Genomic DNA, 24531 nt, shown 5'->3' with positions numbered 1-24531 from the left:
GCCTGCCACACCTGCGTTGCTATGATCCGCGCAACATCTGGAGGGTGCGATGGCCAATCACGGATCGGGTTCCGGTAGCGACGACTTCGAAGCACTGGCGCGGCAGTACTGGAGCCGCTGGGGCGAGATGCTGCGCGCAGGTGGCGCGCCTTCGGCCGGCTTCCCCGGCATGGGCGGGCAGGGCGGAGGCAACTTCGTCCCAGGCTTCAATGGCCAGGGTTTCAACAACTTCGGGTTCCCCGGCGCCCCGGGCCAGGCGGCAGGCGCGGGTGGCATGCCCGGCTGGGACGAGGCGATGGGCTGGTGGTCGCAACTCGCCCGCGGCGGCGCACCGGTCAACGACGTGGTCGACCGCTTCAACACGCAGGCCCGCGGCTGGTACGGCCAGATGCAGCAACTGGCAGCCCGGTTTGCCGGTGAGCAGGCCAGCGCGGCCGATATCGCCGATGCCTGGAAGCAGTCGCTGTCCGGCGCGGGTGGCAATCCGTTCGCCGAGGTGCTGCGCGGCATGCAGGGGCCGGGGCAGCAGGGGTTCGAGCGCTGGATGGAAGAGGTGTCTCCCTTCCTCGAACAGCTCACCGGCGACGCCCGGGCATGGATGGGCATGCCGGCATTCGGCTTCACCCGCGAGCACCAGGAACGCTGGCAGCAGCTTGCGCGGGCCCAGCAGGATTACCAGCAACAGTCGCAGGCCTACCAGGCACTGATGTCCGAGGCGGTGCAGGACGCCTTCAAGCGCTTCGAACGCAAACTGGAAGAGCGCAGCGAACCGGGACGGCAGCTCGAGTCGGCGCGGGCACTGTTCGACCTGTGGATCGACGCCGCGGAGGAGGCCTACGCCGACATCGCACTTTCGCCGCGCTTCAGTGACGTCTACGGCGCGATGGTGAATTCGCAGATGCGCTTGCGCGCGGCAGTGCAGCGCGAAGTGGAGCAGGCGGGTGAGGCGATGGGCGTGCCCACGCGGACCGAGGTCGACGCCGCACATCGCAAGATCACCCTGCTCGAGCGCGAGGTCAGGCGCCTGCGGGACCTGCTGGAAAAGGGGGGCGACTCAGCGAACACACCCGCAGCGGAAAAGGCCCCCAGCGCGAAGCGCACCGGCAATGCGGCCAGCAGCAAGAGCGCCAGCAAGAAGACCACCAGGAAGGCCGCCAGCAAGAGCACCGCCAAGAAGCCCGCCGCGAAGGCGGACAAACCGGCGGCCAAGAAGACAGCCAAGAAGACATCGAGGCGCTGACCATGGACAGTTCCAAGGCCTTCGGCAACGGCCCATTGAACATCACCCCCGACGCGCTGGCCCACGAGGCGATGCAGGTGCAGTCGCGCCTGCGCGCCGGGCTGGACACCCTGCGACAGGTCGAGGACACCGACTACGGCGTGACCGACAAGGAAGAGGTCTGGCGCGACGGCAAGGTTGTGCTGTACCGGTACCGGGGCGATCGCCCTCCCACCTCGAAGGTGCCCCTGCTGATCGCCTACGCGCTGGTGAACCGGCCGTACATGGTGGACCTGCAGGCCGACAAGTCGATCGTGCGCGGGCTGCTGGAAAAAGGGGAGGACGTGTACATCCTGGACTGGGGCTATCCGGACCGGTCCGACCGCTACCTCGAGCTCGACGACTACATCCAGCGCTACCTTGGCGGTGCGGTCGACCACGTGCGCCGGGCCCATCGGCTCGAAGCGATCAACCTGCTGGGCATCTGCCAGGGTGGCGCGTTCTCGCTGTGCTACACCGCGCTGAACCCGCGGAAGGTGCGCAACCTGGTCACCATGGTCACGCCGGTGGACTTCCATACGCCGGACAACATGCTGTCGAACTGGGTGCGCAACCTGGACGTGGATGTCTTCGTCGACACCCTCGGCAACGTCCCGGCGGACATGATGAACTTCACCTACCTGACGCTGAAGCCGTGGCGGCTGTTCGTACAGAAGTATGTCGGGCTGGTCGACATCCTCGACGACAAGCGCGCGCTGGAAGATTTCCTGCGCATGGAGAAATGGATCTTCGATTCCCCCGCGCAGGCCGGGGAGGCCTTCCGCCAGTTCACCAAGCAGTTCTATCAGGCCAACGGCTTCGTCAACGGTGGCATCGAGATCGGTGGCCGGCCGGTGGACCTGGAACAGATCAAGGTGCCGGTGCTCAACGTGTTCGCCGAGCAGGACCACCTGGTGCCACCGGATTCATCGCGTGCACTGGGCGGGCTGGTGGGCAGCGATGACTACAGTGAGCTGTCCTTCCGCGGGGGGCACATCGGCATCTATGTCTCCGGCCGGGCCCAGCGCGAAGTGCCGCCCGCCATCCACCAGTGGTTGGCCGAACGCTCCGGCTGAGCTCCGACGCAGCCGTCACGCCGGCCCGATAGACTCGTTCCAACCCCCCATACAGCTTCCGACGATGGCCTCTTCCTCACGCCCTTTTGTCCGCTCCCGCCATGACCGCATGCTTGCCGGGGTCATGGGCGGCATCGCCCGGCGATTCGGCTGGAGCTCCACGTTGCTGCGGGTGATCTTCGTGATCGTCTCGATCGCCTCCGCCGCTTTCCCGGGCATCCTGGTGTACCTGATCCTCTGGCTGCTGATGCCCGACGAAGCCGACGCGGCCTGACCCATCCGGCAGCGGGATGAGCCTGCGCCTGTTCACCGACGACGTGCTGTTCCTGCAACGCCTGCTCAAGGCGCAGGGTCTCTACGGCGCCGCACTGGACGGCATATGGGGACCCGTCACCGAGGCGGGCGCCACCCGGTTCCAGGCCTTGAGTCTCCAGATCCGCGAGCGACACAGGACGTTCGACCTGCGCAGCGAAGCCCAGATCTCGACCCTGCTGCTGACGGCGCAGGCGAAGGCGCGCGGTTTCCTTGCCCGGGTCCTCGATGCCGGCATCATCGCCCGCATCATTTCCGGGGCCCGCAGTTATGAAGAACAGAACCGTCTGTTCCGCCGGGGTCGGTACGGGAATGCCGGGCCCGTCGTGACCAACGCACGGGGCGGGCAGAGCCTGCACAACTTCGGCCTCGCCTGGGATATCGGGGTGTTCGGGCCGGATGGCAGCTACCTGACGGTGCCGGAGCCGTACGAGCGTGCGGCGGAGGCCGGTCTGGTCGAGGGGCTGGAGTGGGGCGGCCACAATCCGCGATTCGTCGACCGGCCGCACTTCCACCTGGAGACCGGACTCGGGGTGGCGGAGCTGCGTGCCCGCTTCGAAGCCGGCGTCGCCTATGCACCGGCAGTGGAGGCGGTCGATGCACCCTGAACGTGGTTCATGGGGCCTGCAGCTGCTGCGCTGGCTGGGCGTCTGCTGGACGCTGCCCAACAGCGCCATCGGCCTGGTGGGCGGACTGGCGGGCATGCCTTTCGGCGCTCGGCCGGAGTGGCGCGGGCGCGATCTGGCCATTGCATTCGAGCACTGGCCGTGGGGCCCCGGCGGTGCGATCACCTTCGGTAACGTGATCCTGCATACCGGTGCCAGCCTGGATTGCGAATGCCACACCTATGCCCACCGCGCCGGCCGCTGCATCGAATCGCCCGTACTGCTGGCCGACCACGAACGTGCCCACGTCTACCAGTACATGGTGCTCGGGCCGCTGTTCCTGCCGGTCTATCTGGTATGCGGTGGCATCGGCGTGCGCAACCGCTTCGAGCGGGCAGCCGACCGCTATGCGCTCACGGGGCGCGGCTGGTGGCCGTGGCCGACGCCGTTGTTGCCGGGCCGGTAAGCCACTCCAGCCATTCGTCGCTCTCCCCGAGCGGCATGCCGTCGGGTCCGAAGCGCCGCTCGACGAAGCGCATACCGGTTTCTTCCACCAGCACGACGGTGCTGCAGCGCGTTCCGTATCGGGGGTCGCGGACGAATGGCGGCGAAAGCCGGCGCTCCAGCTCAAGTCCGATACCGGTGTCCGGGAGCGCCGCGTCCGGTGCAGGCTCGTCATCGGCCAGTGCGTCCAGCAGGGGCGCGACGTCTGCGGCCGCTGCATCTCCACCGGCGGCCTGCAGCCAGGCCGACAACGCCTGCGTTGCACGGTTGCTCTTCGGCCACGGCGCATCGAGCGCTCCGTTCGACATGGCATGGATGCCGCGCCTCAACATCTGCGTGCGGTAATCCGGGTGGTTGCTGGCGAACGTCAACGAGTCGCCGTCCCATCCGAGCAGGTTGAACGGCGCGTACTGTCCCGACTCCCTGCGGAGCGGATCCAGCGTCGCCGGCGCCGGGCCAGATGCACCCGCGAACCCGCGGACCAGGTCACCACGCGACTTCGGACGCGGCGCGCCCGCCAAGCCTACGCGCACGTTGGTCACCGCCGCCAGCCGGCCGCGGCGGGATGCCATCAGCCAGCTGCCGCCCATCTGCAGGTCGCGGCCGCCATAGAGCTCAGGCTGTTGCGGGTCCGGTCCGGCAGCTGCCGCCGGACGCGCGTGCAGCTCGTCGCGGTTGGCAATCAACGCCAGCCGGTAGCGGGGGTGGTGTTCCCAGGCGACCGCAATGAGGCACATGGAGCCATCCTAGCCGAGCGGATGTTCGCTATACTGCGCCCCCGCGCCGAAGTGGCGGAATCGGTAGACGCAGCGGACTCAAAATCCGCCGCCCTTAAAAGCGTGTGGGTTCGAGTCCCACCTTCGGCACCAGGTATCCGTACGCGGGAACCCGCAGTGCGTATCAAATCCCCGCCACGGCGGGGTTTTTTGTTGCGGCTTCTCCGTTCTCGTGCGGCCTCTCCGCCGAAGGCCGGTACAAGATCGAGTCTGACCTCCTCACCCTGTTCCGCGCGAAAGTCTCGCCTGCTGCCAATGTCGCGTTCCTGCCCCTGCAATCCCTCCGCCACGTACGCCAGTTGTTGCAAGCCGTTGCACGACGACTGTGCAGTGGCTTCCAGCGCCGAAGCGCTGATGCGTTCGCGGTACAGCGCCTACGTACTCGGGCTGGGCGACTACCTGCTGGCCACTTGGCATCCCGATACCCGCCCGGACGCGCTGGCGCTGGATGACACCCCCGGCCTGCGCTGGCTCGGGCTGGACGTGAAGCGCCATACCGACGCTGGTGACGGCACTGCAGTGGTGGAATTCGTCGCCCGCTACAAAGTCGGCGGCGCGTCGGCGGAACGGCTGCACGAGCTGAGTCGGTTCGAGCGCGTCGACGGACGCTGGTTCTATCTCGCGGGAGACTTCCCAGGTTGATGCTGAAGGGCGGTGGCCGCCGGTCGGGGCTGCGCGCCTGCCAGCGGCACCTTGCCAGCGGGCTTTCGGTTTCAGGCCGCCAGCGCGCCGGGGCGGGCCCACTCGCGCGGCATCGGCCATTCCGCGACCGATGACCCTTCCAGTACCCGGCGGATGTCGCGGGTATCGAGCTGGGGGGCCAGCAGGCGGATCAGGTCGAGGGTGTAGTCCCGCGCGACCCGACCGGACGGGAGCAGGGCCCAAGAGATACAGGCGGGCAGGGCAGGGTCGGCGGGCAGTACGCAGAAGTCGTCGTGGTCCTTGGCTTCTATCGCCAGTTCCGCCACCAGCCCGACACCGAGTCCGGCACGCACGTAGACCTTGATCAGGTCCGCGTCCTGCGCGGAACAGGCGAATCGCGGCTCCATGCCGACCTGGCCCATCGCCAGGCGCAGCGTGGATTCGGGGCGGCGCGAGGCGTCGTAGGTCACCAGCGGGTATCGGCCCAGTTCGGCCAGAGTGGGGGCACGTCCAAGACTGGCCAGCGGGTGGGAGCGTTCCACCAGCACCACCCGCCGCCAGGTGAACAGCGGGATCGCGATGCCCTCGGGCATGCGATCGCCGGCGGTGCTGACCAGGGCGATGTCGACGTCGTTGTGGGACAGGCGCTCGAACACCTCGCCTTCGCCCAGGCCCTGGATCTGCACGTCCAGGTTCGGGTAGTGGTCCACCAGGATGGAAAGCAGGGGCGGCAGTACGTGCCGGGCGTAAGTGCGAGCGGTGGCAAGGGCCAACTCGCCGGACGTGTCTCCCCGCTGGTTGGCCGCATAGGTACGCAGGCTTGCGGCATCGGCGACGATGCGCCGTGCGATCTCGATGACTTCCCGGCCTGCCGGCGTGATCTCGGCCAGGCTGCGCCCGTGACGGGTGAAGACCTGGAAGCCCAGTTCGTCTTCCAGTTGCTTCAAGCTGCGCGAAAGACTGGGTTGGGTGCCGTGGACGCGTTGCGCAGCCGCGCTGATGTTGAGGTCGGCGTCGACGATGGCGAGGAGATAGCGGAGTTCAGTCAGTGTCATGGGGCGCTTCCTTGCACGTCAGTGCGGGCCAGCGGTCGCGTCGCGACGGGAGCATCCCGCCCGGTGCCGCCCCCAAACGGCACTTTGACGCATTAGCGGCCAGTTATAGCAGGATTCCGTGATGAACTGGTGTTGAACGGAAGTCGATAACGTCATCCGGTTTAAGCATTGGACAGGGTTGTGTGCGGCCCGTATCACTTCGGGGGCCGGGTTCCCCCGTTCCACCCGCCCGGCCTACCTGCCACGGGTTGCCTTCAACCCACTTCCCAACCAAGGGGATACGACCTTGAACTTCAAGACATCCATTCTCGCCGCGAGCATCGGCGCGGTGGTGACGCTCGGCACTGTTGCCGGCTCAGCCTCCGCCGCCGAACTGCGGTTCGTAAAGAAGCCCATCGAGGGCCAATACATCGTCGTGCTCAAGGACGAGGTTGCCAGCCTCGCCAGCGAGCAGTCGGCGCAGCCGCGGGTGGCCGACGTCGCCCGGGCGGTCAGCCAGTCCCACCGCGCCCAGCTGGTCACGACCTTCCAGCACGCACTGCGCGGATTCGTGGTCCGCGCCGACGACCGGGCGCTGGCCAAGCTGCTTGCCGACGACCGCATCGCCTACGTCGAGGAAGACGGCGTGGTGAGCATCTCGGCCACCCAGACCAACCCGACCTGGGGCCTGGACCGCAGCGACCAGCGCAATCGCCCGCTCGACAACCGCTACAACTACGACACCACCGCATCCTCGGTGCATGCGTACATCATCGACACCGGCATTCTCGCCGGGCACAACGACTTCGGCGGCCGCGTCGGCAACGGCTACACCGCGATCAACGACGGCCGTGGCACCGAAGACTGCAACGGCCACGGCACGCACGTTGCCGGTACGGTTGCCGGCAGCACCTACGGCATCGCCAAGGCCGCTCGCCTGCACGCCATCCGCGTGCTGGATTGCGCCGGCTCCGGCAGCAATTCCGGCGTGATCGCCGGTGTGGACTGGGTCACCTCCAACCACGTGAAGCCGGCCGTCGCCAACATGAGCCTGGGTGGCGGCGCTTCCAGTGCGCTGGATTCGGCGGTAAGTGCGTCGATCAATGCCGGCGTCACCTACGCGGTGGCCGCGGGCAACAGCAACGACAACGCCTGCAACTACTCCCCCGCACGGGTAGGTGCCGCGTTGACCGTCGGCTCCACCACCTCGACCGACGCACGCTCGTCGTTCTCCAGCTACGGCTCGTGCCTGGACATCTTTGCCCCGGGCTCGTCGATCACCTCGGCGTGGAATACCAGCAACAGCGCAACCAACACCATCAGCGGCACCTCGATGGCTTCCCCGCACGTCGCCGGCGCGGCTGCGCTCTACCTGGCCGCCAACCCCAGCGCCAGCCCGAGCCAGGTGAACAGCGCAGTCGTCTCCAACGCCACGTCCGGCGTCGTGGGCGGACCGGGCAGCGGCTCGCCGAACCGCCTGCTGTATACGATCTTCGACGGCGGTGGCGGTGATCCCGATCCGGATCCGGATCCGGATCCCGATCAGCTGCAGGATGGCGTGCCGGTGCCGAACCTCTCCGGTGCCAGCGGCTCCGAGCGGCGCTTCACCATGACGGTGCCGGCCGGCCAGAGCAGCCTGGTGTTCAACACCTCCGGCGGCAGCGGCGATGCGGACCTCTACGTGCGCTTCGGTGCCGCCCCGACCACCAGCACCTACGATTGCCGGCCGTACCAGAACGGCAACTCCGAGTCCTGCAGCTTCAACAGTCCGCAGGCCGGCACCTGGCACGTGATGCTGCGCGGCTACTCGACGTATTCCGGCGTCAGCCTCGTCGGTGACTACAGCGGCGGCGGTGGTGGCGGTGGCGGTGGCGGCGATGCGCCGTGCACGGACTGCACCGCGTACGAAGGCACCCTGTCGGGCAACGGAGATGCCGACATCCAGCCGGAAGGCAACTACTACCAGTCCGGTGCGGGCGCACAGCAGGGCTGGCTGCAGGGGCCGTCGGGTACCGACTTCGACCTCGAGCTGTATCGCTGGAGCGGTTCCAGCTGGTCGCGGGTCGCGCAGTCGGCCGGTTCCAGCAGCGAGGAGCAGATCTCGTACAACGGCAGCGCCGGCTATTACTACTGGCGCGTGGTGTCCTATACCGGCAGCGGCAACTACGACCTCTGGTTGAAGACGCCGTAACCGGACAGGAGTGATCCGACAGCAGCAGAGGCCCCGGCAAACGCCGGGGCCTTTTTTTTGTCCGACGGAGTCTCCCGTCAGGCGGCGGTGGCGTCGGTTTCCAGCGCTTTCGCGGCCCGGGTGAACCACTCGCCGTCACTGGGCACGAACATCGAGCATTCCTGCATCTGCGCCTTGTAGATGTGCACCGAGACGGCGACCTCTTCGCTGCTGGTATTGCGGATGGCGTGGTACTCGTGCGGCGGGATCAGGCTGCCGGCGCTGCCGGGGCCGGCGACCATGCCGCCGGCGGCGCGGAAGCGTACCCGGTCCCCGTCGCGCTCCAGCAGTTCGTACTGGGTGATCTCCAGCTCTCCGTCCCACACGCCTTCAACGCACCACAGGCCGCAGTGGTCGTGGACCGGCGTGCCCTGGCCTGGCCCCCAGGTCATCGCCACGACGCTGTAGCCATGCTCGGCGCTGCGGTAGATTTCCCGGCGCGCGTAGTGGTCCTGGATGGGCTCGTACACGCAACGCGGCAGGTGGACGTCGCGGTCGCGGATCATCCGGCACAGGGTGGTCCGCAGGGCGGCGGTGATCGCATGGTCGTCGCCGGCCATGACGGCCGCATCGACGGCCTGGACGAGCTTGTCGTGGCCGGGAAAAGGGACGTCCGGCAGGGCATTGGCATTCATGGCCCGATTCTACCCGGGACGGAGCGGGGCTTCAGGGCGGCGCAGGCGTTCTGCGCGGCAGTGGGGGCTGCGTCGCCCCGGGCGGCTGCGGTCGGGGCTGAAGCCCCTCCTACAGGGTGGACAGGAAATCGGCGACGGCGGGGCCGAAACGCTCGAAGTCGACCAGGAAGGCGTCGTGGCCCTGCGGGGACGGCATCGGGACGAAGATGGCTTCGGCGCCACCTGCACGCAGCCCTTCGGCGATCTCCCTCTGTTGCTGCAACGGGAACAGGATGTCGGTCTCGGCCCCCAGCACCAGGGCCTTTTCGACCTTGATCGATGCCAGCCCTGCACGGGTGTCGGCCTCCCGGTCGATGCCATGTTCCAGGCAGTAGTCGCCCAGGTCGAACCAGTCCATGGAGCGGCTGAGGTAGAGGTAGCAGTTGGGGTCGAAGCGGCGCACGAAGCGGCGTGCGTGGGCCTCCAGGTAGCTTTCCACTTCGAACTCGAGCCCGAAGGGCTCCTCGTCGGCACGGTCGGAGTCCAGGCGTACCCGGCCGAAACGGCCATCCCACTCGAGGGCGGAGCGGTAGGTGATGACGCCCAGTTTGCGGGCCATGCGCATCCCCGACTCGGGATAGCTGTCTTCCTCGTATCGACCCTCGTTCCAGTTCGGATCCAGCCGGATGGCCTCGCGCTGCAGCGAACGGATCGCGATCGAGAACGGCAGCGCCTTGGCCGCCCCGGAGATATTGACGTGGGTCCGCGCGATGCCGGGGTGGCGCACCAGCATCGCCAATGCCGTCATGCCGCCCATCGAGTTGCCGACCAGGCAGGCCAACTGATCCACGCCCAGTGCACGCACCACATGGACAGCCGCCTCGGCGCCGTCCTCGATCGACAACTGCGGGAAGTCGAGGCGGTAGGGCTCATGGGTCCCGGGCTTGATGGAAGCGGGACCGGTGGAACCTTTGCAACTGCCCAGGGAGTTCACGCAGATCACGTACCAGCGCCGGGTGTCGATCGGTTTGCCCGGGCCCACCATCGGCTCCCACCAGCCCGGGGCGGGATTTCCTTCGTTCGCTGCGGCATGCGCGTCCGGCGACAGGCCGGTGACGATCAGCAGCGCATTGTCCCTGGAGGGAGAGAGGGTGCCCCACGTCTCGTACGCCATGCGCGCACCGCGCAGCTCGCCACCGCGCCGCATCGGGAACGGCGAGGGCAGGTCGATGTAGCGGGTGCCGGGTGGAACGAACTCGGTCATGCGGTGGCCTCCAGTCCTTGCGCTGCGCCGGTCATTGCACCACGCGGTCGACCATCAGTGCGGCGGCGGCATCGGGCGAGACGTGGACCAGCACCGGCTCGGATTCGAAATCGCCAGGCTTGGCGGTGGCATCGCCGCTGGCGGAGATGCGCGCGCTGAGTCGTACCTGCTCGAGGTCTGACAGCTTCTGGGTCGGCATCAGGCTGTCGGCATCGCTCAGTGTCACCCTGAGCGGGAACGAGGCGGCGGGCAACTTCTTCGCCGCTACCGGCACCGGTGAACCGTCGGGCTGGCGCGCAATCACGAAGATGCTGGCATTGTCCGGAAATTGCATCGCCAGTGCCGGATCAAGAGAGATGCTGACCGTGATGGAGACGGGCGGTCCGGCGGCATCGGCAGTCTCCGCCAACGGCTCCAGCCCCGCGTCCGCGCGGGCCAGGTTGATCTGCTCGCGCAGGCTGGGCGCGGTGGCCGGATCCACCCGGGCCAGCAGTGGCTCCCAAGTGTTGGCCGCCGCTGCCGCGTCGCCGCGCTGTCGCTGGGCGATGCCGAGGAACCAGCGCGCACGCTGGTGTGCCGGCTCCACCGCCAGCGCATGGTCCAGCATCCCGATTGCGGCGGCGTCGAAGCGGCGGTCCTCGTTGGCCATCGCACGGGCTTCCGCGGCTTCCACCAGCAGCGTGGGTTCGTCCGGCGCCAGCTTCACTGCCCGCGCCAGGGCGTCACGTGCATCTGCCGGGCGCTGCTCGGCCAGGTAGGCGCGTCCCAGCAGGCGCCATCCTTCGACCTGGTTGGGATCCCGCTCCAGCTCGGCTTCGAGCTGTACGACGGCGTCGGACAGCGTTTCCGGGGCTGCCCGACGTGCCGGATCCAGGGCGCCCGGCGTACCGACCAGCATGTACATCAGCCCGGTCCCGATTGCGACTGCAAGCACCACCGCGCCACCGACGATCGGCCGCGCCTGCCACAGCGGACGCAGGACATAGGAAGCGACGAGCAGCACCAGCAGTACGCTGGCGATCACGAATACGGTCATTACCATTCCTGGTCGGTGTCTTCGGGAGCGGGTCCCGCGGCGGGGCGGGCGGCGCCGCGCCGGGCCACAATGCGGGCGACGACGAACCCGCCCGCCAGCAACAACAGTGCGGGACCGAACCAGAGCAGCCAGGTCGCAGGTGATACCTGCGGCCGGTACAGCACGAACTCACCGTAGCGGGCGACCAGGTACTGCTTGACCTCGTCGTCGCTCTTGCCTTGCCGGATCAGCACCAGGACTTCGTTGCGCAGGTCGCGGGCGATCCGCGCATCGGAGTCGGCCAGTGACTGGTTCTGGCATTTCACGCAGCGCAGCTCGGCGGTCAGTGCCTGGAACCGGGTCCGTTCGGCGGCGTCCCTGAACTCCAGTGGTGTCGCCGGCGCCGCGGCCTGCGCCCACACCGCGCTAGGCAATGCCAGCATGAGGGAAGCCAACAGCGCGAACAGCCGCAAACGGCCCATCATCCTCCGGCCTCCAGTTGCTCGACCCGTGGCATGAGCTCCTGCTCGATGGTGGCTTCGTCCATCGGCCCGACGTGCTTCCAGCGCACGATGCCCGCCGCGTCGACCAGGAATGTTTCGGGCGCGCCGTAGATGCCCCAGTCGATCGCGGCCTGGCCGGTGTAATCGGTCAGCACCAGCCAGTACGGGTTGCCGAACTGCTCCAGCCAGCGCAACGCGTCGGCGTGTTCGTCGGTGAGGTTGTAGCCGATCACGCGGATCCGCTTGGTTTCGGCAAAGCGCGTGAGTACCGGGTGCTCGGTACGGCACTCCGGACACCAACTGCCCCAGACGTTGAGCAGGTAGGGCTCGCCGCGCAGCTCTTGGGATGACACCAGCCGGCCCGCCTCGTGCAGTACCGGGAGTTCGAATTCGGGTGCAGGCTTCCCGATCAGCGGCGAAGGCAGGGCCTCGCGGTCCGGATTGCGGCTGAGCATTACGCCCGCCGCCAGCAGTGCGGCAAGCAATGCGAAGGCCACCAGGGGCAGCCAGCGTGATGCGGAGGTCCTGTCGCTCATGGTCCCATCTCCCTGCCCGGTGTCTCGTGCCGACGGAAACGCCGATCCGCGGCGGTGACCAGTCCTCCGAGCATCATCAACAGCGCGCCGGCCCAGATCCAGTTCACGAACGGCTTGGCATGCACCCGCATCGCCCACGCATTACCGCCGAGCGGCTCGCCGAGGGCGACGTAGAGGTCACGCGTGATACTGCGCTCGATGGCCGCCTCGGTCATGACCTGGCCGCCCTTGTAGGTGCGCTTTTCCGGATGCATGGTCATCAACGGGATGCCATCGCGCAGCACCTGCACGGTACCGTAGTCGGAGGCGTAGTTTGGCCCCGACCGGCGCTCGACGCCTTCGAACCGGAACTCGTGGCCCGCGGCTTCGATCGATTCGCCCGGCCGCACCGCCAGCTCCCGCTGCACGTTGAGGCCTTCCACCAACAGGGCGCCGACCAGGAACACCGCGACGCCGAAATGCGCCAGCACCATGCCGAGCATCTCGGCGGTGAAACGCTTGCCTCCCGCTCCGCCGGCCGATGGCGCCAGGCGCGACCATGCGAAGCGCAACGTGCCGGCCCCGACCCAGACCGCGCCCACGACGCCGGCGGCCACCTTCCAGGCCCCCTGCGGTGCCAGGAAGAAGGCGACCACACCGGCCCCCAACGCCAAGCCGGCCCACGGCAGCAGCATCGCCAGTGGCCGCGAGACCTGTTCGCGCTGCCAGCGTGTGACGGGGCCGAACGGCAACAGGAACACGAGCGGAGCCATCAGGAGGGTGAACAGCAGGGCGAAGTAGGGCGGCCCCACGGAGATTTTGCCCAGTTCCAGTGCGTCAGCCAGCAACGGATAGAGCGTGCCCAGCAGGACCATGGCGCAGGCGGTGGACAGCAGGAGATTGTTGCCCAGCAGCAATGTCTCCCGCGAGGCCACTTCGAAAGGCTTTCCATCTTCGCTGCCGGGAGCGCGCAGCGCGTAGAGCACCAGCGAACCGCCGATGACGATGCCAAGGAAGATCAGGATGAACAGGCCGCGGGTCGGATCCGCCGCGAACGCGTGCACGCTGGTGAGGACGCCCGAGCGCACCAGGAAGGTGCCCAGCAGCGACAGCGAGAATGTCGCGATCGCCAGCAGCAGCGTCCAGCCGCGGAAGCTGCCGCGCTTCTCGGTCACCGCCTGCGAGTGCAGCAACGCGGTGCCGACCAGCCAGGGCATGAAGCTGGCGTTCTCGACCGGATCCCAGAACCACCAGCCACCCCAGCCGAGTTCGTAATACGCCCACCAGCTGCCCAGCGCGATGCCCAGCGTGAGGAAAGCCCAGGCGATGTTCGTCCACGGTCGCGTCCAGCGCAGCCACCGCGCATCGATCCGCCCGTCCAGCAGCGCGGCGATGGCGAACGCGAACGGCACTGCAAACCCGACGTAGCCGAAGTACAGCATCGGCGGGTGGATGATCATGCCCGGATCCTGCAGCAGCGGGTTCAGGTCGCGCCCCTCGGCCGCCGCCGGCAGCAGCCGCTCGAACGGATTGCTGGTGAAGATCAGGAAGGCCAGGAAGCCGATGCTGACGATGCCAAGCACGCCCAGCACCCGTGCGATGACCGGTGCCGGGAGGCGCTTCGAAAAAAGCGCCACCGCCGCGGTCCACAGTGCCAGCACCAGCGCCCACAGCAGCAGTGAGCCTTCGTGCGCACCCCAGACCGCGGTGTAGCGGTAGACCATCGGCAACAGCGAATTGGAGTTCTCGGCGACATAGCGCATCGAGAAGTCCTGGCTGACGAAGCCCCAGGTGAGGATGACGAACGCGATCGCGACCAGTACCAGCTGCCCGTAGGCGGCGGGCCGGGCGATCGCCATCCACGCTTGGATGCCACGTTGGGCGCCGGCAAGCGGCAACGCCGCCTGCAGGATCGAGACAATCAGTGCCAGGGCGAGCGCGACCTGGCCGAGTTCGGCCAGCATAGGCTATTGCGCCCCTGCGTCGGGGGCTTCGACGTCGTGCTTCGCGTGTGCCTGGCCCATCTTGTCGGCGACTTCCTTGGGCATGTAGGTCTCGTCGTGCTTGGCCAGTACTTCCTCGGCCACGAAGTGGTCGCCCTGCATGCGCCCGGTCGCCACCACCGACTGGTCCTCGCGAAACAGGTCCGGGAGGATCCCCTGGTAGACCACGGTCATGCGGCCGTCGCCGTCGATCACGTCGAAGCGCGACTCGAGCGATCCCTCCTCGCGGGAGAACGAATCCTTCGCCACCATGCCGCCGAGGCGGAAGCGGGCCTGGCCCGAAGCGACGTCGGGACCGGCGGCGCCGCTGATCACTTCGTGCGGCGTGTACAGATAGGCGACGTTGCGGGTCAGGGCCATGGCCACCAGGGAGGCGGCGAGGCCGGCAGCGACCACCAGGGCCAATACCCACAACAGGCGGCGGCGACGGATCGGATTCATCGGATCAACTCTTCGGAAGATGGACGGGGTGCCGGCCGCGCGGTCCTGCGGGCGGCGAGCAGGCGGGCGTTGCGCAATGCACGGCGCACCTGCAGACGGGTGGCGATGAAGTCCCAGGCCAGCACCACCACGAATACCGCGTAGGCGGCGATCACGTAATTCTGGTAGCTCATGCGCGCGCTCCGGGTTCCAGTTCGGCGACCCATGCCTTGCCGGACTCCCGGCGCAGGTTGTCCGCCCGGGCACGGGCGAGCAGGGCGCCCAGGAACCACAGCTTGGTCCCCACCACCATCCAGACCAGCGGCTGGATCATGCTCGCGTCCATGCTCGACTCGCCGAAAAGGCGGATCGTCTGGCCCTGGTGCAGCGAGTTCCACCATACCACCGAGTAGCGGATGATCGGCAGCAGCACCACCCCGACGATGGCCAGGAACCCGGCGGCGCGGGCGGCCGCGCGGCGGTCGTCGATGGCGTTGTAGAGGCCGATGACGCCCAGGTAGAGGAACAGCAGGATCAGCTCGGTGGTCAGGCGCGGGTCCCAGTCCCACCAGGTGCCCCACATCGGTTCGCCCCAGATCGACCCGGTGGCCAGGGTGATCAGGGTGAAGGCGGCACCGATCGGCGCGCAGGCCATCGCGAGGATCTCGGCCAGCTTGATGCGCCAGATCAGGGCGATCGCGGCGTAGAGCGCCATGAGGCCGAACACCGCCATGCTCATCCAGGCGCTGGGCACGTGGATGTACAGGATCCGGAAGCTGTCGCCCTGCTGGTAGTCGGCCGGCACCGAGAACAGTGCGCCATAGGTGCCGATCGCCATCACCAGCAGGCCGAGGCCATAGCCCCACGGTGCCCAACGCGCGGCGAAGCGGTCGAAGTAGGGAGGCGAACCGAGTTTGTGGAACCAGCGGATCAGTGGATTCATGTTCTGGCGTCCGCTCCAGGCTCTGGAGCTCCGGTCATGGCCGGGCGTGGATGGGGGCGCGGGTCCGGGCGCGGATCGGGTGCGGATAGTCTGGCGGCTTGGCCGCCTCGGGGTTTGACCTGACTCAATTGAGGGCGATGCGGATTGCCGCCGCCGCAGCCAGCGGCGCCAGCACGATGGCCATCACCAGCCCGGCGCCGAGCAGGAGCAGGGCGCCACTGGGGTCCAGTCCCTGTGACGAGGCCGCCACGCTGCCCGCGCCGAACACCAAAACCGGCACATACAGAGGCAGCGCAAGCAAGGCCACCAGTATACCGGAGCGGCGCATCCCGACGGTCAGGGCGGCGACCACCGCGCCCAGCAGGCTCAGCAGCGGTGTTCCGAGTGCCAACGACGCCAGCAGGATCGGCAATTGCGCCCGCGGCAACTGCATCAGCTCGGCCAGGAACGGCGTCGCCAGCAGCAGCGGGAGGGCGGTGGTAGCCCAGTGCATGAACGTACGCACACCGACCAGCCAGCCCAGCGGTACCGGCGCCAGCATCCACTGCTCCAGCGAACCGTCCTCGGCATCGCCACGGAACAGCGTGTCCAGCGCCAGCAGTCCGGCCAGCAGCACCGCCACCCACAGCACCGCCGGTGCCACGGAGGCAAGGACGTCCGACTCCCCGCCCAGCGCCAGCGCGAACAGCACCACCACCAGCAGGGCGAACAGGGCCGGCTGGAGCGCGTCCCCGCGGCGGCGCCACAACAGGCGCAGGTCCCGCAGCAACAGAGCCTTCGCCGATCCGGCCAGTCCCGGCGTGGATGCCCGGCTCATGCGGCGGCTCCGGTCGCGGCGGCGGTGCCCGGGCGTTCCATCACCAGCAGGCGCGTGCGTACCGGCGGTGCGGCGTAGGCGCCGTGGGTGGTGACCAGTGCTGCGCCACCGGCGCGCAGGTGCGCCTGCACCATGCGGTTGACCAGCTCGATGCCGTCCAGGTCGAGGTTCGCGTAGGGCTCGTCCAGCAGCCACAGCGGCGCCGGCGACAACCACAGGCGCGCCAGCGTCAGTCGCTTCTTCTGGCCTGCCGAGAGTTGTCGGGCCAGCGCGTCCTCATAGCCGGCCAGCCCCACGATCGCCAGCGCCTGATCGGATAGCTGCGCCCTGCGGCGGCCGTGCAGTCCGCACAGGAATTCCAGGTTCTCCATTGCGCCCAGGTCGGCCTTCAGGCCCGGCAGGTGCCCGAGATAAGCGATCGCGCGCGCGCGGCGGGCTGGCTGGGCCGGTTCTCCGTCGATATCCACGCTGCCGCGATCGGCCCTCAACAGCCCCGCCAGTACCCTCAGCAGGGTGGTCTTGCCCGCACCGTTCCCACCCTGCACCAGCAAGGCCTCACCAGCATCCACGGAGAAGTCCAACGGACCGAATACCGGCTCATCGTTTCGTGAGAATGAGAGGCCGCATGCCTGCAGCAGCGGCGGAGGGGGGTGGTCGGCAGCAGTCATCGGGTCGGGTGTAGCAGCCGGGGGGCTGGCAAACCGCCAGTCTATGCCGTCACCACGTCATCCACCCAATCGGTGAACGCCAGTCCGGGGTCGGCCGGATCGCAATCACGCGGGCGTTCGACCAGCATCCGCAAGCGTGCTGCCTGTCCGTGGCGCCAGTGCAGCACCGCGGCCTGGCCGAACTCGCGGCCGATGTTGTCGACCGACAGCTCATCAAGGTTGCCCAGCAGCCAGCCCGGTTCGTGCCATTCGCCATCGGGCGCTTCCGCCCATCCGGGCAGTCGCGCGATGCCGTCACGGTCCAGGCGCTGTACCAGCAACGCATCGGCGGCTTCGTTGGCGGTATCGGAATGCGGGGCGGAGGCGGGGTTCCACGCGGTGAGGAAGGTGTAGCAGTCGGCCGGCCAGTAGGCTTCCAGGTCGCTCGCGCGGTGGCCCACCCGCAAAGGCAACGTGTCGCCGTCGACGGCCACCCTGTATTGCGCCGCGGCATAGGCGGCAGCCAGCTCCCTGGCATCGACCACGGTCAGTTCGCGCATGGCGGAAGTTTCCAGCGACGAGGGATGGGATGCAACCGCACCGTGTTTCCGTAGACTCTGGGGCCCCGCATCCGAGGTGCCCGAGATGTCCGAGAACCCGCCGATCCAGGTCCGCTCCAAGCTGCCGAAGGTCGGCACCAACATCTTTACCGTGATGTCGCAGCTGGCGATGGAACACGGGGCCGTCAACCTCGGTCAGGGCTTTCCGGATTTCGAAGTGCCGGGGCGCCTCGTCCAGGCGCTGGAGAAGGCCATGCGTGATGGCCACAACCAGTACGCCCCGATGCCGGGCATTGCGGCGCTGAGGCAGGCGATCGCCGGCAAGACCGAACGCTGCTACGGGTACCGGCCGGATGCGGACCTGGAGATCACCGTCACCTCCGGCGCCAGCGAGGCGATCCTCGATGCGGTGCAGGCGGTGGTCCGGCCGGGTGACGAGGTCATCGTGCTCGACCCCTGCTACGACTGCTACGAACCTGCGATCCAACTGGCGGGCGGCGTGGCGGTGCACGTGCCGCTGGACCCGGAGACGTTCGCGCCCGACTGGGCGCTGGTGCGATCGGCCATCACTCCGCGCACGCGGATGCTGATGACCAACACGCCGCACAACCCGTCGGGCGCGATGTTCTCGGCCGCCGACATCGACTCGTTGACGCAGTTGCTGCGGGGCACCGAGATCCTGCTGCTGTCCGACGAGGTCTATGAACACATCGTCTTCGACGGCGCCCGGCACGAGTCCGCGCTGCGCCATCCGGAGCTGCGCGAGCGGGCCTTCGTGGTCTCGAGCTTCGGCAAGACCTACCACTGCACCGGCTGGAAGGTCGGATACTGCATAGCGCCGCCGGCCTTGAGCGCCGAGTTCCGCAAGGTGCACCAGTACAACACCTTCTGCACGTTCACCCCGGCGCAGGTCGCGTTCGCCGAGATGATCGAAGCCGAGCCGGGGCACTATGAGGGGCTGGGTGCCTTCTACCAGGACAAGCGCGACCGCTTCCGCGAGCAGTTGCTGTCCACCCGGCTGCGGCCACTGCCGGTACCGGGCGGCTATTTCCAACTGGTCGACTACTCGGCGGTGAGCGACCTCGACGATGCCGCGTTCTGTCGCTGGCTCACCACCGAGCATGGCGTGGTCGCCATCCCGCTCTCGCCGTTCTATGGCGCGCCGCCACAAGGACAGCGGCTGGCGCGGCTGTGCTTCGCGAAGAACGAAACCACGCTGGGCGCGGCGATCGAGCGCCTGCGCGGGCTCTAGGGGCGACCCCGGGGTATCCGCCGTCCCGACTCACGTCGCTCCTACGGGGGGCGGGGGAAGCTGGGGCCGCAACTGCCGACACATGCAAGGATCCATCGCGATGTCCGAACCGACGAACAACCTCCGCATCTCCCTGGTCCAGGGCGCCACGCGCTGGCACGACCCCGCCGGCAACCGGGAGTACTACGGCGAGCTGCTGCACCAGCTGCGCGGCATCACCGACCTGGCGATCCTGCCGGAGACCTTCACCAGCGGCTTCTCCAACGAAGCCGCTGGCGATGCGGAAACCATGGACGGCCCGACCATCGCCTGGTTGCGCGAACAGGCCGCGTGGCTCGGTGCCGCCGTGACCGGCAGCGTCCAGGTGCGGGAGGGGGACTCGGTGTTCAACCGGTTGCTGTTCGTGACGCCGGACGGTCAGGTGCAGACCTACGACAAGCGCCACCTGTTCCGTTTTGCCCACGAACACGAACGCTACGCTGCCGGCCGGGACAGGTTGACGGTGGAATGGAAAGGCTGGCGGATCTGCCCGCTGGTCTGCTACGACCTGCGCTTCCCCGTGTTTTCCCGCAACCGCTACGACGTCGAGCGGGCCGGCGCCCTCGACTACGACCTCGCGATCTACGTCGCCAACTGGCCTTCAGCCCGCACCCATGCGTGGAAGACGCTGCTGCGGGCACGTGCGATCGAGAACCTCTGCTACGTCGCCGGCCTCAACCGCGTCGGCACCGACGGCAACGGGATCCACTACGACGGAGAGAGCGCCGTCATCGATTTTACCGGCGAGCCGAGCAGCGAGTGCAGTGACTTCGAGGTCGTGTCCACGACTACGCTGCTGGCTTCAGAGCTGGCCCGGTTCAGGCAGAAGTTCCCGGCGATGCTCGATGGAGACGCGTTCGAACTGCGGTGACGCGGCCGCACGTTGCCGAAACCTTTACAGGGTGGCGTGTTAACTGGGGTTTCCGGGGCGATGACGTCGCCCCACACCCGGGGTGCCCATGGGACGGCGGATGCGAATCCTGTTGCTGGCGATTGCCGTATTGGCGGTTGCTGCGTTCCCGGCCGCCTCGCAGGATGAGCGTACAGAGCCGTCCGCAGGTGGCGTGCTGGTGCTGGAGATCCAGGGCGGCATCGGCCCGGCGACCCGCGATTACCTGAAGCGCGGGCTGCAGCGCGCCACCGAAGAAGGTGCCGAGGCAGTGGTGCTGCGCATCGATACGCCGGGCGGACTCGATGCCTCCACCCGCGACATCAATCAGGCCATCCTCGCCTCGGAGGTACCGGTGATCGCCTGGGTGGGCCCCAGCGGGGCACGCGCCGCGAGCGCCGGGACCTACATCCTCTATGCCACCCACCTGGCGGCCATGGCGCCGGCGACCTCACTGGGGGCGGCTACTCCGGTGTCGATGGGTGGAGGGCCGGCCGGCGGAGCGCCGGGCGGGAGCGAGCCCCGCGATGGCCGCCCCGATCCGGCACCGGCAGACGGACAGGCGGCGCAGGGCGACGGGGACCCGGACCGCGGCTCCTCCGGGCAAGGCCGGGGCGGCAGCGCAATGGAGCGCAAGGTCACCAACGATTCCGTCTCATACCTGCGATCCCTGGCCGAACTGCGCGGGCGCGACACGGATTTTGCCGAGCGCGCGGTGCGCGATGCGGCGACCCTCACGGCAAGCGAAGCGCTGGCGCAGGGCGTGGTCGAGATCGTCGCGACCGACCTGCAGGACCTGCTGCAGCAGGCCGACGGTCGACGCGTGCAATTGCCGGCCGGCGCGGTGGAGCTGAGCACCCGCGGCCAGCCCGTCACCACGGTGGAATCCGGCTGGCGCTTCAAGTTGCTGTCCGTACTCACCAACCCGACCGTGGCCTACATGCTGCTGCTTGCCGGGATGTACGGCCTGCTGTTCGAGGGCTACAGCCCCGGCGCCATCGTGCCGGGAGTGGTCGGCGCGATCTGCCTGTTGCTGGCGCTGTACGCGATGCAGGTGCTGCCGGTGAACTATGCGGGGCTGGCGCTGGTGATGCTGGGTGCCGCACTGATGGTGGCCGAGTTCGCCATGCCCAGTTTCGGCGCACTGGGTATCGGCGGCCTGGCCGCGCTGGTGGTGGGCTCGTTGATCCTGTTCGATACCGATGTGCCCGGCTACGGCGTGCCGGGGCAGTTGCTGGTGGGGATATCCCTTGCCAGCGGTCTCGCCTTCATGGGCGTGGTCTGGGTTGCCGCACGTGCGCGGCGCCGGCCAGTGACCACGGGTGTCGACGAACTGCTGGACGAGCCTGCTGTCGCGCTGGATGACTTCACCGGCGCAGGTCGCGTCCGTACCCGGGGCGAAGTCTGGCAGGCGTATTCCAACGTACCCGTCGCGCGTGGCGACATCCTCAAAGTGCGGGCCGTGGACGGCCTGGTCCTGCACGTGGCACCGCTGCAGGCAGCCGCGCCGCACGACACCCCCGTCAACGGAGGCTCCAGATGAACCTTTTCGTGTACCTGCCGGTCATCATCATTGTCCTGATGGTGCTGCTCAGCTCCATCAAGATCCTGCGCGAGTACGAGCGGGGCGTGGTGTTCCAGCTGGGCCGTTTCTGGAGGGTGAAAGGCCCCGGCCTGATCCTGCTGATCCCCGGCATCCAGCAGATGGTCCGGGTGGACCTGCGCACCATCGTCATGGACGTGCCCTCGCAGGACCTGATCTCGCGGGACAATGTGTCGGTGCAGGTCAATGCGGTCGTCTACTTCCGCGTGGTCGATCCGCAGAAGGCGATCATCGCGGTCGAACAGTTCTACGACGCCACCAGCCAGCTGGCGCAGACGACGCTGCGATCGGTGCTGGGCCAGCACGACCTGGACGAGATGCTGGCCGAGCGCGAAAAGCTCAATGACGACATCCGCGCCATCCTGGACAGCCAGACCGACGCGTGGGGCATCAAGGTCGCCAACGTCGAGATCAAGCATGTCGACATCAACGAGACCATGGTGCGCGCGATTGCCCGCCAGGCCGAAGCCGAGCGCGTGCGCCGGGCCAAGATCATCCATGCCGAAGGCGAACAGCAGGCGGCGGAGAAGCTGGTCCAGGCCGCCAAGCTGATGGGTGAGGACCCCCGCGCCATCCAGCTGCGCTACCTGCAGACGCTGACGGAAATCGCCGGAGAGCGGACGTCCACCATCGTCTTCCCCTTGCCGCTGGACCTGGTCGAGCCGATGCTCGCAAGGCTCCGCGAGCCCCGGCACGCCAATCCTGCGCCTTCCACAACGCCTTCCACGGAGCCCCGTCCATGAACCAAGCATCGAACACCGTCCGCCGCCGCCTCGCCGCCGCGTGCATGCTCGCCGTACTCGCCGCCACCGCCTGCAACCAGCAAGGCGAGGGAAACAACCTGGGAGACGCGCCGCCCGCTATGGCGGGACCCGAGACGCCATCGGCCCAGGTCGAGGACGGCACGCTCGTCACCCAGCGCACGATGTCGGCGGGCACCCTCACGGTCATGTCGGCCGGCGGCCCGGCGGACTACGTGGCCGACAGCAACCGGCGCGCCGTGTACATGCTCGATGGCGACGAAGACGGCCGTGGCTGCTCCGGCGATTGCCTGGAGCAGTGGGCACCGGTGTTGCCTCCGCCGGGTGACCCGGCGGTGGACGGCGGCCTGCTGCCCGTCCTCGTCGGCACCATCACCCGGGACGACGGAACAGAGCAGCTGACCTACAAGGACCACCCGCTGTACCACCACGCCGGCGACATGACGATCGGCGCCACCGCTGGCCATGGGATTACAGACGAGTGGGGGACCTGGTACCTGCTGACCCCGCAGGGCGATGCGGTGGGACAGGAAGTCGGGCGACTGGACTCGTGAATCATCCAATGATTGAACGACAACTGCCGCTGTTGCGTACGCCTGCCAGGAGACCGACGTGATGCCCCGGACCCGAAAATGGTTGCCAATGACGCTCATTGCCGCAGGCGCCTTCCTTGCCCACGGTGCTTCGGCGCAAACCGCTTCGCCTGAAATCATCGCGTCAAAGGGCGATGGGGCGATCGTGGCCTGTGCCACCTGCCATGGCTCCGATGGTGCGGGCACCGGGACATTTCCGCGGTTGGCAGGGCTCAATGCGGAGTACATGCGCAGGCAGCTCGAGGACTTCACCAATGGACGCCGCGAGAATGCGGTCATGCAACCCATCGCCGAGGCGCTCGGGGAGGAAGGATGGGTCGCTATGTCCAACTACTTCGCCGACATGCCGGTTGCCGCGGCGAGTGGGCCGGTACCCGGAGAGGATGGCAGCGTGGGCGCGCGCATCGCATTGCGGGGGGCCTGGAACCGCCAGGTGCCGGCATGCGTGCAATGCCACGGCCCGGGCGGCATCGGGGTCGGCGAGGATTTCCCGGCGATCGCGGGGCAGCCGGCCGGCTACATCGTCGCCCAGCTCAAGGCATGGCGCGAAGGCACCCGATCCAACGATCCGCTGGAGCTGATGCGCCACCTGGCAGCTGAACTCAGCGATGAGGAAGTGGAGCAGGTGGCCGACTGGTTCGCGCGGCAGTCGCCGGTACCGGCGGGGGGAACGCAATGAACCGGACAGTCCTCCGTTTGGCCTGCATTGCCGCCAGCCTGGCCCTCGTGGCCTGCGAAGACATCCGCCCCCCGAGGTCGGCATACAAGCATGACCGCGTCGAGGTGGAGCGCGAGCCGCCGACCGCCGGGGCAACCGGCGGCGTCCCGCAGGATGGACAACCGGCGGCCAAGACCGCGGGGTTCGTGCCCCCCGACCACGATGACATTCCCGAAGGCCCGTTCGGCGACATGGTGCGGCGTGGGCGCGACATCTTCGTCGACACCGGGACCCATGCACCGGAGTTCGTCGGGAACGGCCTTTCATGTGGCAATTGCCATATCGATGCGGGCCTGCTGCCAGACTCCGCCCCGCTATGGGGTGCTTGGGGCCGCTACCCCGCCTACCGCAGCAAGAACCAGCACGTGAACAATTTCCAGGAGCGCCTCCAGGGGTGCTTCCGCTACAGCATGGACGGTACGCCGCCCGAGCAGGGCGACGAGGTGTTGGTGGCGCTGGAAACCTATGCGTTCTGGATGGCGCAGGGTGTCCCGGTGGGCGCGGCGATGGAAGGCGCAGGCTACGCGAAGGACTTCGAGCCACCGGAGCCGCCCGACTACGCGCGCGGCGAGCAGGTCTACGCCGAGAACTGCGCCCTGTGCCATGGCGGGAACGGCGAAGGCCAACAGGTCGCGGGCAAGTACGTGTTCCCGCCCTTGTGGGGCGGGGACTCGTTCAACTGGGGTGCGGGCATGCACCAGCTCGACAACGCGGCCGGCTTCATCAAGGCGAACATGCCGCTTGGGCGCGGCAACACCCTGAGCGACCAGCAGGCCTGGGACGTGGCCATGTACATGAATGCACACGAGCGCCCGCAGGATCCGCGTTATACCGGCGACCTGGCTGAAACGCGTGCCAAGTTCCACGACAGTCCGCATTCGCTCTACGGACTGGAGGTGGATGGGCGCCTGCTGGGCCAGGGCGCGCAGTAGTTGGAG

Annotated in this window: 28 protein-coding genes and 1 tRNA gene; 15 read left to right on the top strand and 14 right to left on the bottom strand. The window is 68.0% G+C overall.

Going from position 1 to position 24531, the window contains the following annotated elements; translation table 11 throughout:
- Nucleotides 1-49: 49 nt before the first annotated feature.
- The 5 genes from phaE (at nt 50) to B5D37_RS02350 (ending at nt 3717) form a co-directional block, all read left to right on the top strand.
- Nucleotides 50-1240, top strand: coding sequence for a class III poly(R)-hydroxyalkanoic acid synthase subunit PhaE (gene phaE, locus B5D37_RS02370; protein WP_078757080.1), 1191 nt, complete (start codon nt 50-52; stop codon nt 1238-1240).
- A 2-nt stretch (nt 1241-1242) separates the two neighbouring features.
- Nucleotides 1243-2334 (top strand): class III poly(R)-hydroxyalkanoic acid synthase subunit PhaC, encoded by a 1092-nt coding sequence (locus tag B5D37_RS02365; protein ID WP_078757079.1) that lies wholly within the window; start codon nt 1243-1245, stop codon nt 2332-2334.
- 64 nt (nt 2335-2398) lie between these two features.
- The gene (locus tag B5D37_RS02360) at nt 2399-2608 is read left to right on the top strand and encodes a PspC domain-containing protein (RefSeq protein WP_078757078.1); all 210 of its coding nucleotides are present in this window, start codon (nt 2399-2401) and stop codon (nt 2606-2608) included.
- Between the two features lie 16 nt (nt 2609-2624).
- Nucleotides 2625-3254 (top strand): M15 family metallopeptidase, encoded by a 630-nt coding sequence (locus B5D37_RS02355; RefSeq protein ID WP_078757077.1) that lies wholly within the window; start codon nt 2625-2627, stop codon nt 3252-3254.
- Nucleotides 3244-3717 (top strand): hypothetical protein, encoded by a 474-nt coding sequence (locus B5D37_RS02350; RefSeq protein ID WP_078757076.1) that lies wholly within the window; start codon nt 3244-3246, stop codon nt 3715-3717. Before B5D37_RS02355 ends, B5D37_RS02350 begins: the two co-directional genes overlap by 11 nt.
- Here the strand turns inward: B5D37_RS02350 and B5D37_RS02345 are convergent.
- Complete coding sequence (locus tag B5D37_RS02345; RefSeq protein WP_078757075.1) at nt 3665-4492, bottom strand: NRDE family protein; 828 nt, start codon at nt 4490-4492, stop codon at nt 3665-3667. The genes B5D37_RS02350 and B5D37_RS02345 overlap by 53 nt on opposite strands.
- Nucleotides 4493-4537: 45 nt before the next feature.
- On the opposite strand from B5D37_RS02345, the gene B5D37_RS02340 reads away from it, so the two are divergent.
- Nucleotides 4538-4624 (top strand) — tRNA-Leu (locus tag B5D37_RS02340).
- A 162-nt stretch (nt 4625-4786) separates the two neighbouring features.
- Nucleotides 4787-5173 (top strand): YchJ family protein, encoded by a 387-nt coding sequence (locus tag B5D37_RS02335; protein ID WP_268776100.1) that lies wholly within the window; start codon nt 4787-4789, stop codon nt 5171-5173.
- A gap of 71 nt (nt 5174-5244) precedes the next feature.
- On the opposite strand, the gene B5D37_RS02330 is transcribed toward B5D37_RS02335, so the two are convergent.
- Complete coding sequence (locus B5D37_RS02330) at nt 5245-6228, bottom strand: LysR substrate-binding domain-containing protein (protein ID WP_078757073.1); 984 nt, start codon at nt 6226-6228, stop codon at nt 5245-5247.
- Nucleotides 6229-6514: 286 nt separating this feature from the next.
- Here B5D37_RS02330 and B5D37_RS02325 point away from each other — a divergent pair, with 286 nt between their 5' ends.
- A complete protein-coding gene (locus B5D37_RS02325) occupies nt 6515-8398 on the top strand; it encodes a S8 family peptidase (RefSeq protein WP_200809174.1) in 1884 nt (627 codons plus the stop codon).
- Between the two features lie 77 nt (nt 8399-8475).
- Here B5D37_RS02325 and B5D37_RS02320 read toward each other — a convergent pair whose 3' ends face one another.
- The 12 genes from B5D37_RS02320 to B5D37_RS02265 all read right to left on the bottom strand — a co-directional run bounded on the left by B5D37_RS02320 (nt 8476) and on the right by B5D37_RS02265 (nt 17738).
- Nucleotides 8476-9072 carry a cysteine dioxygenase family protein gene (locus B5D37_RS02320; RefSeq protein WP_078757072.1) on the bottom strand — a complete coding sequence of 199 codons (597 nt, stop codon included), beginning with the start codon at nt 9070-9072 and terminating at the stop codon, nt 8476-8478.
- A 109-nt stretch (nt 9073-9181) separates the two neighbouring features.
- A complete protein-coding gene (gene metX / locus B5D37_RS02315; protein ID WP_078757071.1) occupies nt 9182-10315 on the bottom strand; it encodes a homoserine O-acetyltransferase MetX in 1134 nt (377 codons plus the stop codon).
- A gap of 31 nt (nt 10316-10346) precedes the next feature.
- The gene (locus tag B5D37_RS02310; protein WP_078757070.1) at nt 10347-11351 is read right to left on the bottom strand and encodes a tetratricopeptide repeat protein; all 1005 of its coding nucleotides are present in this window, start codon (nt 11349-11351) and stop codon (nt 10347-10349) included.
- Nucleotides 11351-11815, bottom strand: a complete 465-nt coding sequence (locus B5D37_RS02305) for a cytochrome c-type biogenesis protein (protein ID WP_425478014.1) — start codon at nt 11813-11815, stop codon at nt 11351-11353. The genes B5D37_RS02310 and B5D37_RS02305 overlap by 1 nt, the downstream gene beginning before the upstream one ends.
- Nucleotides 11812-12369, bottom strand: a complete 558-nt coding sequence (locus B5D37_RS02300; RefSeq protein ID WP_078757068.1) for a DsbE family thiol:disulfide interchange protein — start codon at nt 12367-12369, stop codon at nt 11812-11814. Before B5D37_RS02300 ends, B5D37_RS02305 begins: the two co-directional genes overlap by 4 nt.
- Nucleotides 12366-14312 (bottom strand): heme lyase CcmF/NrfE family subunit, encoded by a 1947-nt coding sequence (locus B5D37_RS02295; protein ID WP_078757067.1) that lies wholly within the window; start codon nt 14310-14312, stop codon nt 12366-12368. The genes B5D37_RS02300 and B5D37_RS02295 overlap by 4 nt, the downstream gene beginning before the upstream one ends.
- A gap of 3 nt (nt 14313-14315) precedes the next feature.
- Nucleotides 14316-14792 carry a cytochrome c maturation protein CcmE gene (ccmE, locus tag B5D37_RS02290; protein ID WP_078757066.1) on the bottom strand — a complete coding sequence of 159 codons (477 nt, stop codon included), beginning with the start codon at nt 14790-14792 and terminating at the stop codon, nt 14316-14318.
- A complete protein-coding gene (locus B5D37_RS02285; protein ID WP_078757065.1) occupies nt 14789-14965 on the bottom strand; it encodes a heme exporter protein CcmD in 177 nt (58 codons plus the stop codon). The genes ccmE and B5D37_RS02285 overlap by 4 nt, the downstream gene beginning before the upstream one ends.
- Nucleotides 14962-15714 (bottom strand): heme ABC transporter permease, encoded by a 753-nt coding sequence (locus B5D37_RS02280; RefSeq protein WP_078757064.1) that lies wholly within the window; start codon nt 15712-15714, stop codon nt 14962-14964. Before B5D37_RS02280 ends, B5D37_RS02285 begins: the two co-directional genes overlap by 4 nt.
- Nucleotides 15715-15838: 124 nt before the next feature.
- The gene (gene ccmB, locus B5D37_RS02275) at nt 15839-16531 is read right to left on the bottom strand and encodes a heme exporter protein CcmB (RefSeq protein WP_078757063.1); all 693 of its coding nucleotides are present in this window, start codon (nt 16529-16531) and stop codon (nt 15839-15841) included.
- The gene (gene ccmA, locus B5D37_RS02270) at nt 16528-17199 is read right to left on the bottom strand and encodes a heme ABC exporter ATP-binding protein CcmA (protein WP_078757062.1); all 672 of its coding nucleotides are present in this window, start codon (nt 17197-17199) and stop codon (nt 16528-16530) included. Before ccmA ends, ccmB begins: the two co-directional genes overlap by 4 nt.
- 41 nt (nt 17200-17240) lie before the next feature.
- Nucleotides 17241-17738: a DUF3293 domain-containing protein gene (locus tag B5D37_RS02265; protein WP_159447324.1), complete on the bottom strand. Its 498-nt coding sequence runs from the start codon at nt 17736-17738 to the stop codon at nt 17241-17243.
- 85 nt (nt 17739-17823) lie between these two features.
- Here B5D37_RS02265 and B5D37_RS02260 point away from each other — a divergent pair, with 85 nt between their 5' ends.
- The 7 genes from B5D37_RS02260 to B5D37_RS02230 all read left to right on the top strand — a co-directional run bounded on the left by B5D37_RS02260 (nt 17824) and on the right by B5D37_RS02230 (nt 24525).
- Nucleotides 17824-18990 (top strand): pyridoxal phosphate-dependent aminotransferase, encoded by a 1167-nt coding sequence (locus B5D37_RS02260; protein WP_078757060.1) that lies wholly within the window; start codon nt 17824-17826, stop codon nt 18988-18990.
- Between the two features lie 100 nt (nt 18991-19090).
- Entirely contained in the window at nt 19091-19900 is an 810-nt protein-coding gene (locus B5D37_RS02255) for an amidohydrolase (protein WP_078757059.1), read from the top strand.
- Nucleotides 19901-20000: 100 nt separating this feature from the next.
- Nucleotides 20001-21461, top strand: coding sequence for an NfeD family protein (locus B5D37_RS02250; RefSeq protein ID WP_078757058.1), 1461 nt, complete (start codon nt 20001-20003; stop codon nt 21459-21461).
- On the top strand, nt 21458-22264 hold the full coding sequence (locus tag B5D37_RS02245) for a slipin family protein (protein WP_078757057.1): 807 nt from the start codon (nt 21458-21460) through the stop codon (nt 22262-22264). Before B5D37_RS02250 ends, B5D37_RS02245 begins: the two co-directional genes overlap by 4 nt.
- Nucleotides 22261-22836 (top strand): COG4315 family predicted lipoprotein, encoded by a 576-nt coding sequence (locus B5D37_RS02240; protein ID WP_078757056.1) that lies wholly within the window; start codon nt 22261-22263, stop codon nt 22834-22836. The genes B5D37_RS02245 and B5D37_RS02240 overlap by 4 nt, the downstream gene beginning before the upstream one ends.
- Before the next feature lie 61 nt (nt 22837-22897).
- Nucleotides 22898-23554, top strand: a complete 657-nt coding sequence (locus tag B5D37_RS02235) for a c-type cytochrome (protein ID WP_078757055.1) — start codon at nt 22898-22900, stop codon at nt 23552-23554.
- On the top strand, nt 23551-24525 hold the full coding sequence (locus B5D37_RS02230) for a c-type cytochrome (RefSeq protein WP_078757054.1): 975 nt from the start codon (nt 23551-23553) through the stop codon (nt 24523-24525). The genes B5D37_RS02235 and B5D37_RS02230 overlap by 4 nt, the downstream gene beginning before the upstream one ends.
- The last annotated feature ends 6 nt before the right edge of the window (nt 24526-24531 follow it).

The organism is Lysobacter spongiicola DSM 21749 (genome assembly GCF_900167055.1).
Taxonomy (GTDB): domain Bacteria; phylum Pseudomonadota; class Gammaproteobacteria; order Xanthomonadales; family Xanthomonadaceae; genus Novilysobacter; species Novilysobacter spongiicola.
This window is presented reverse-complemented; position numbering and strand designations above follow the sequence as displayed.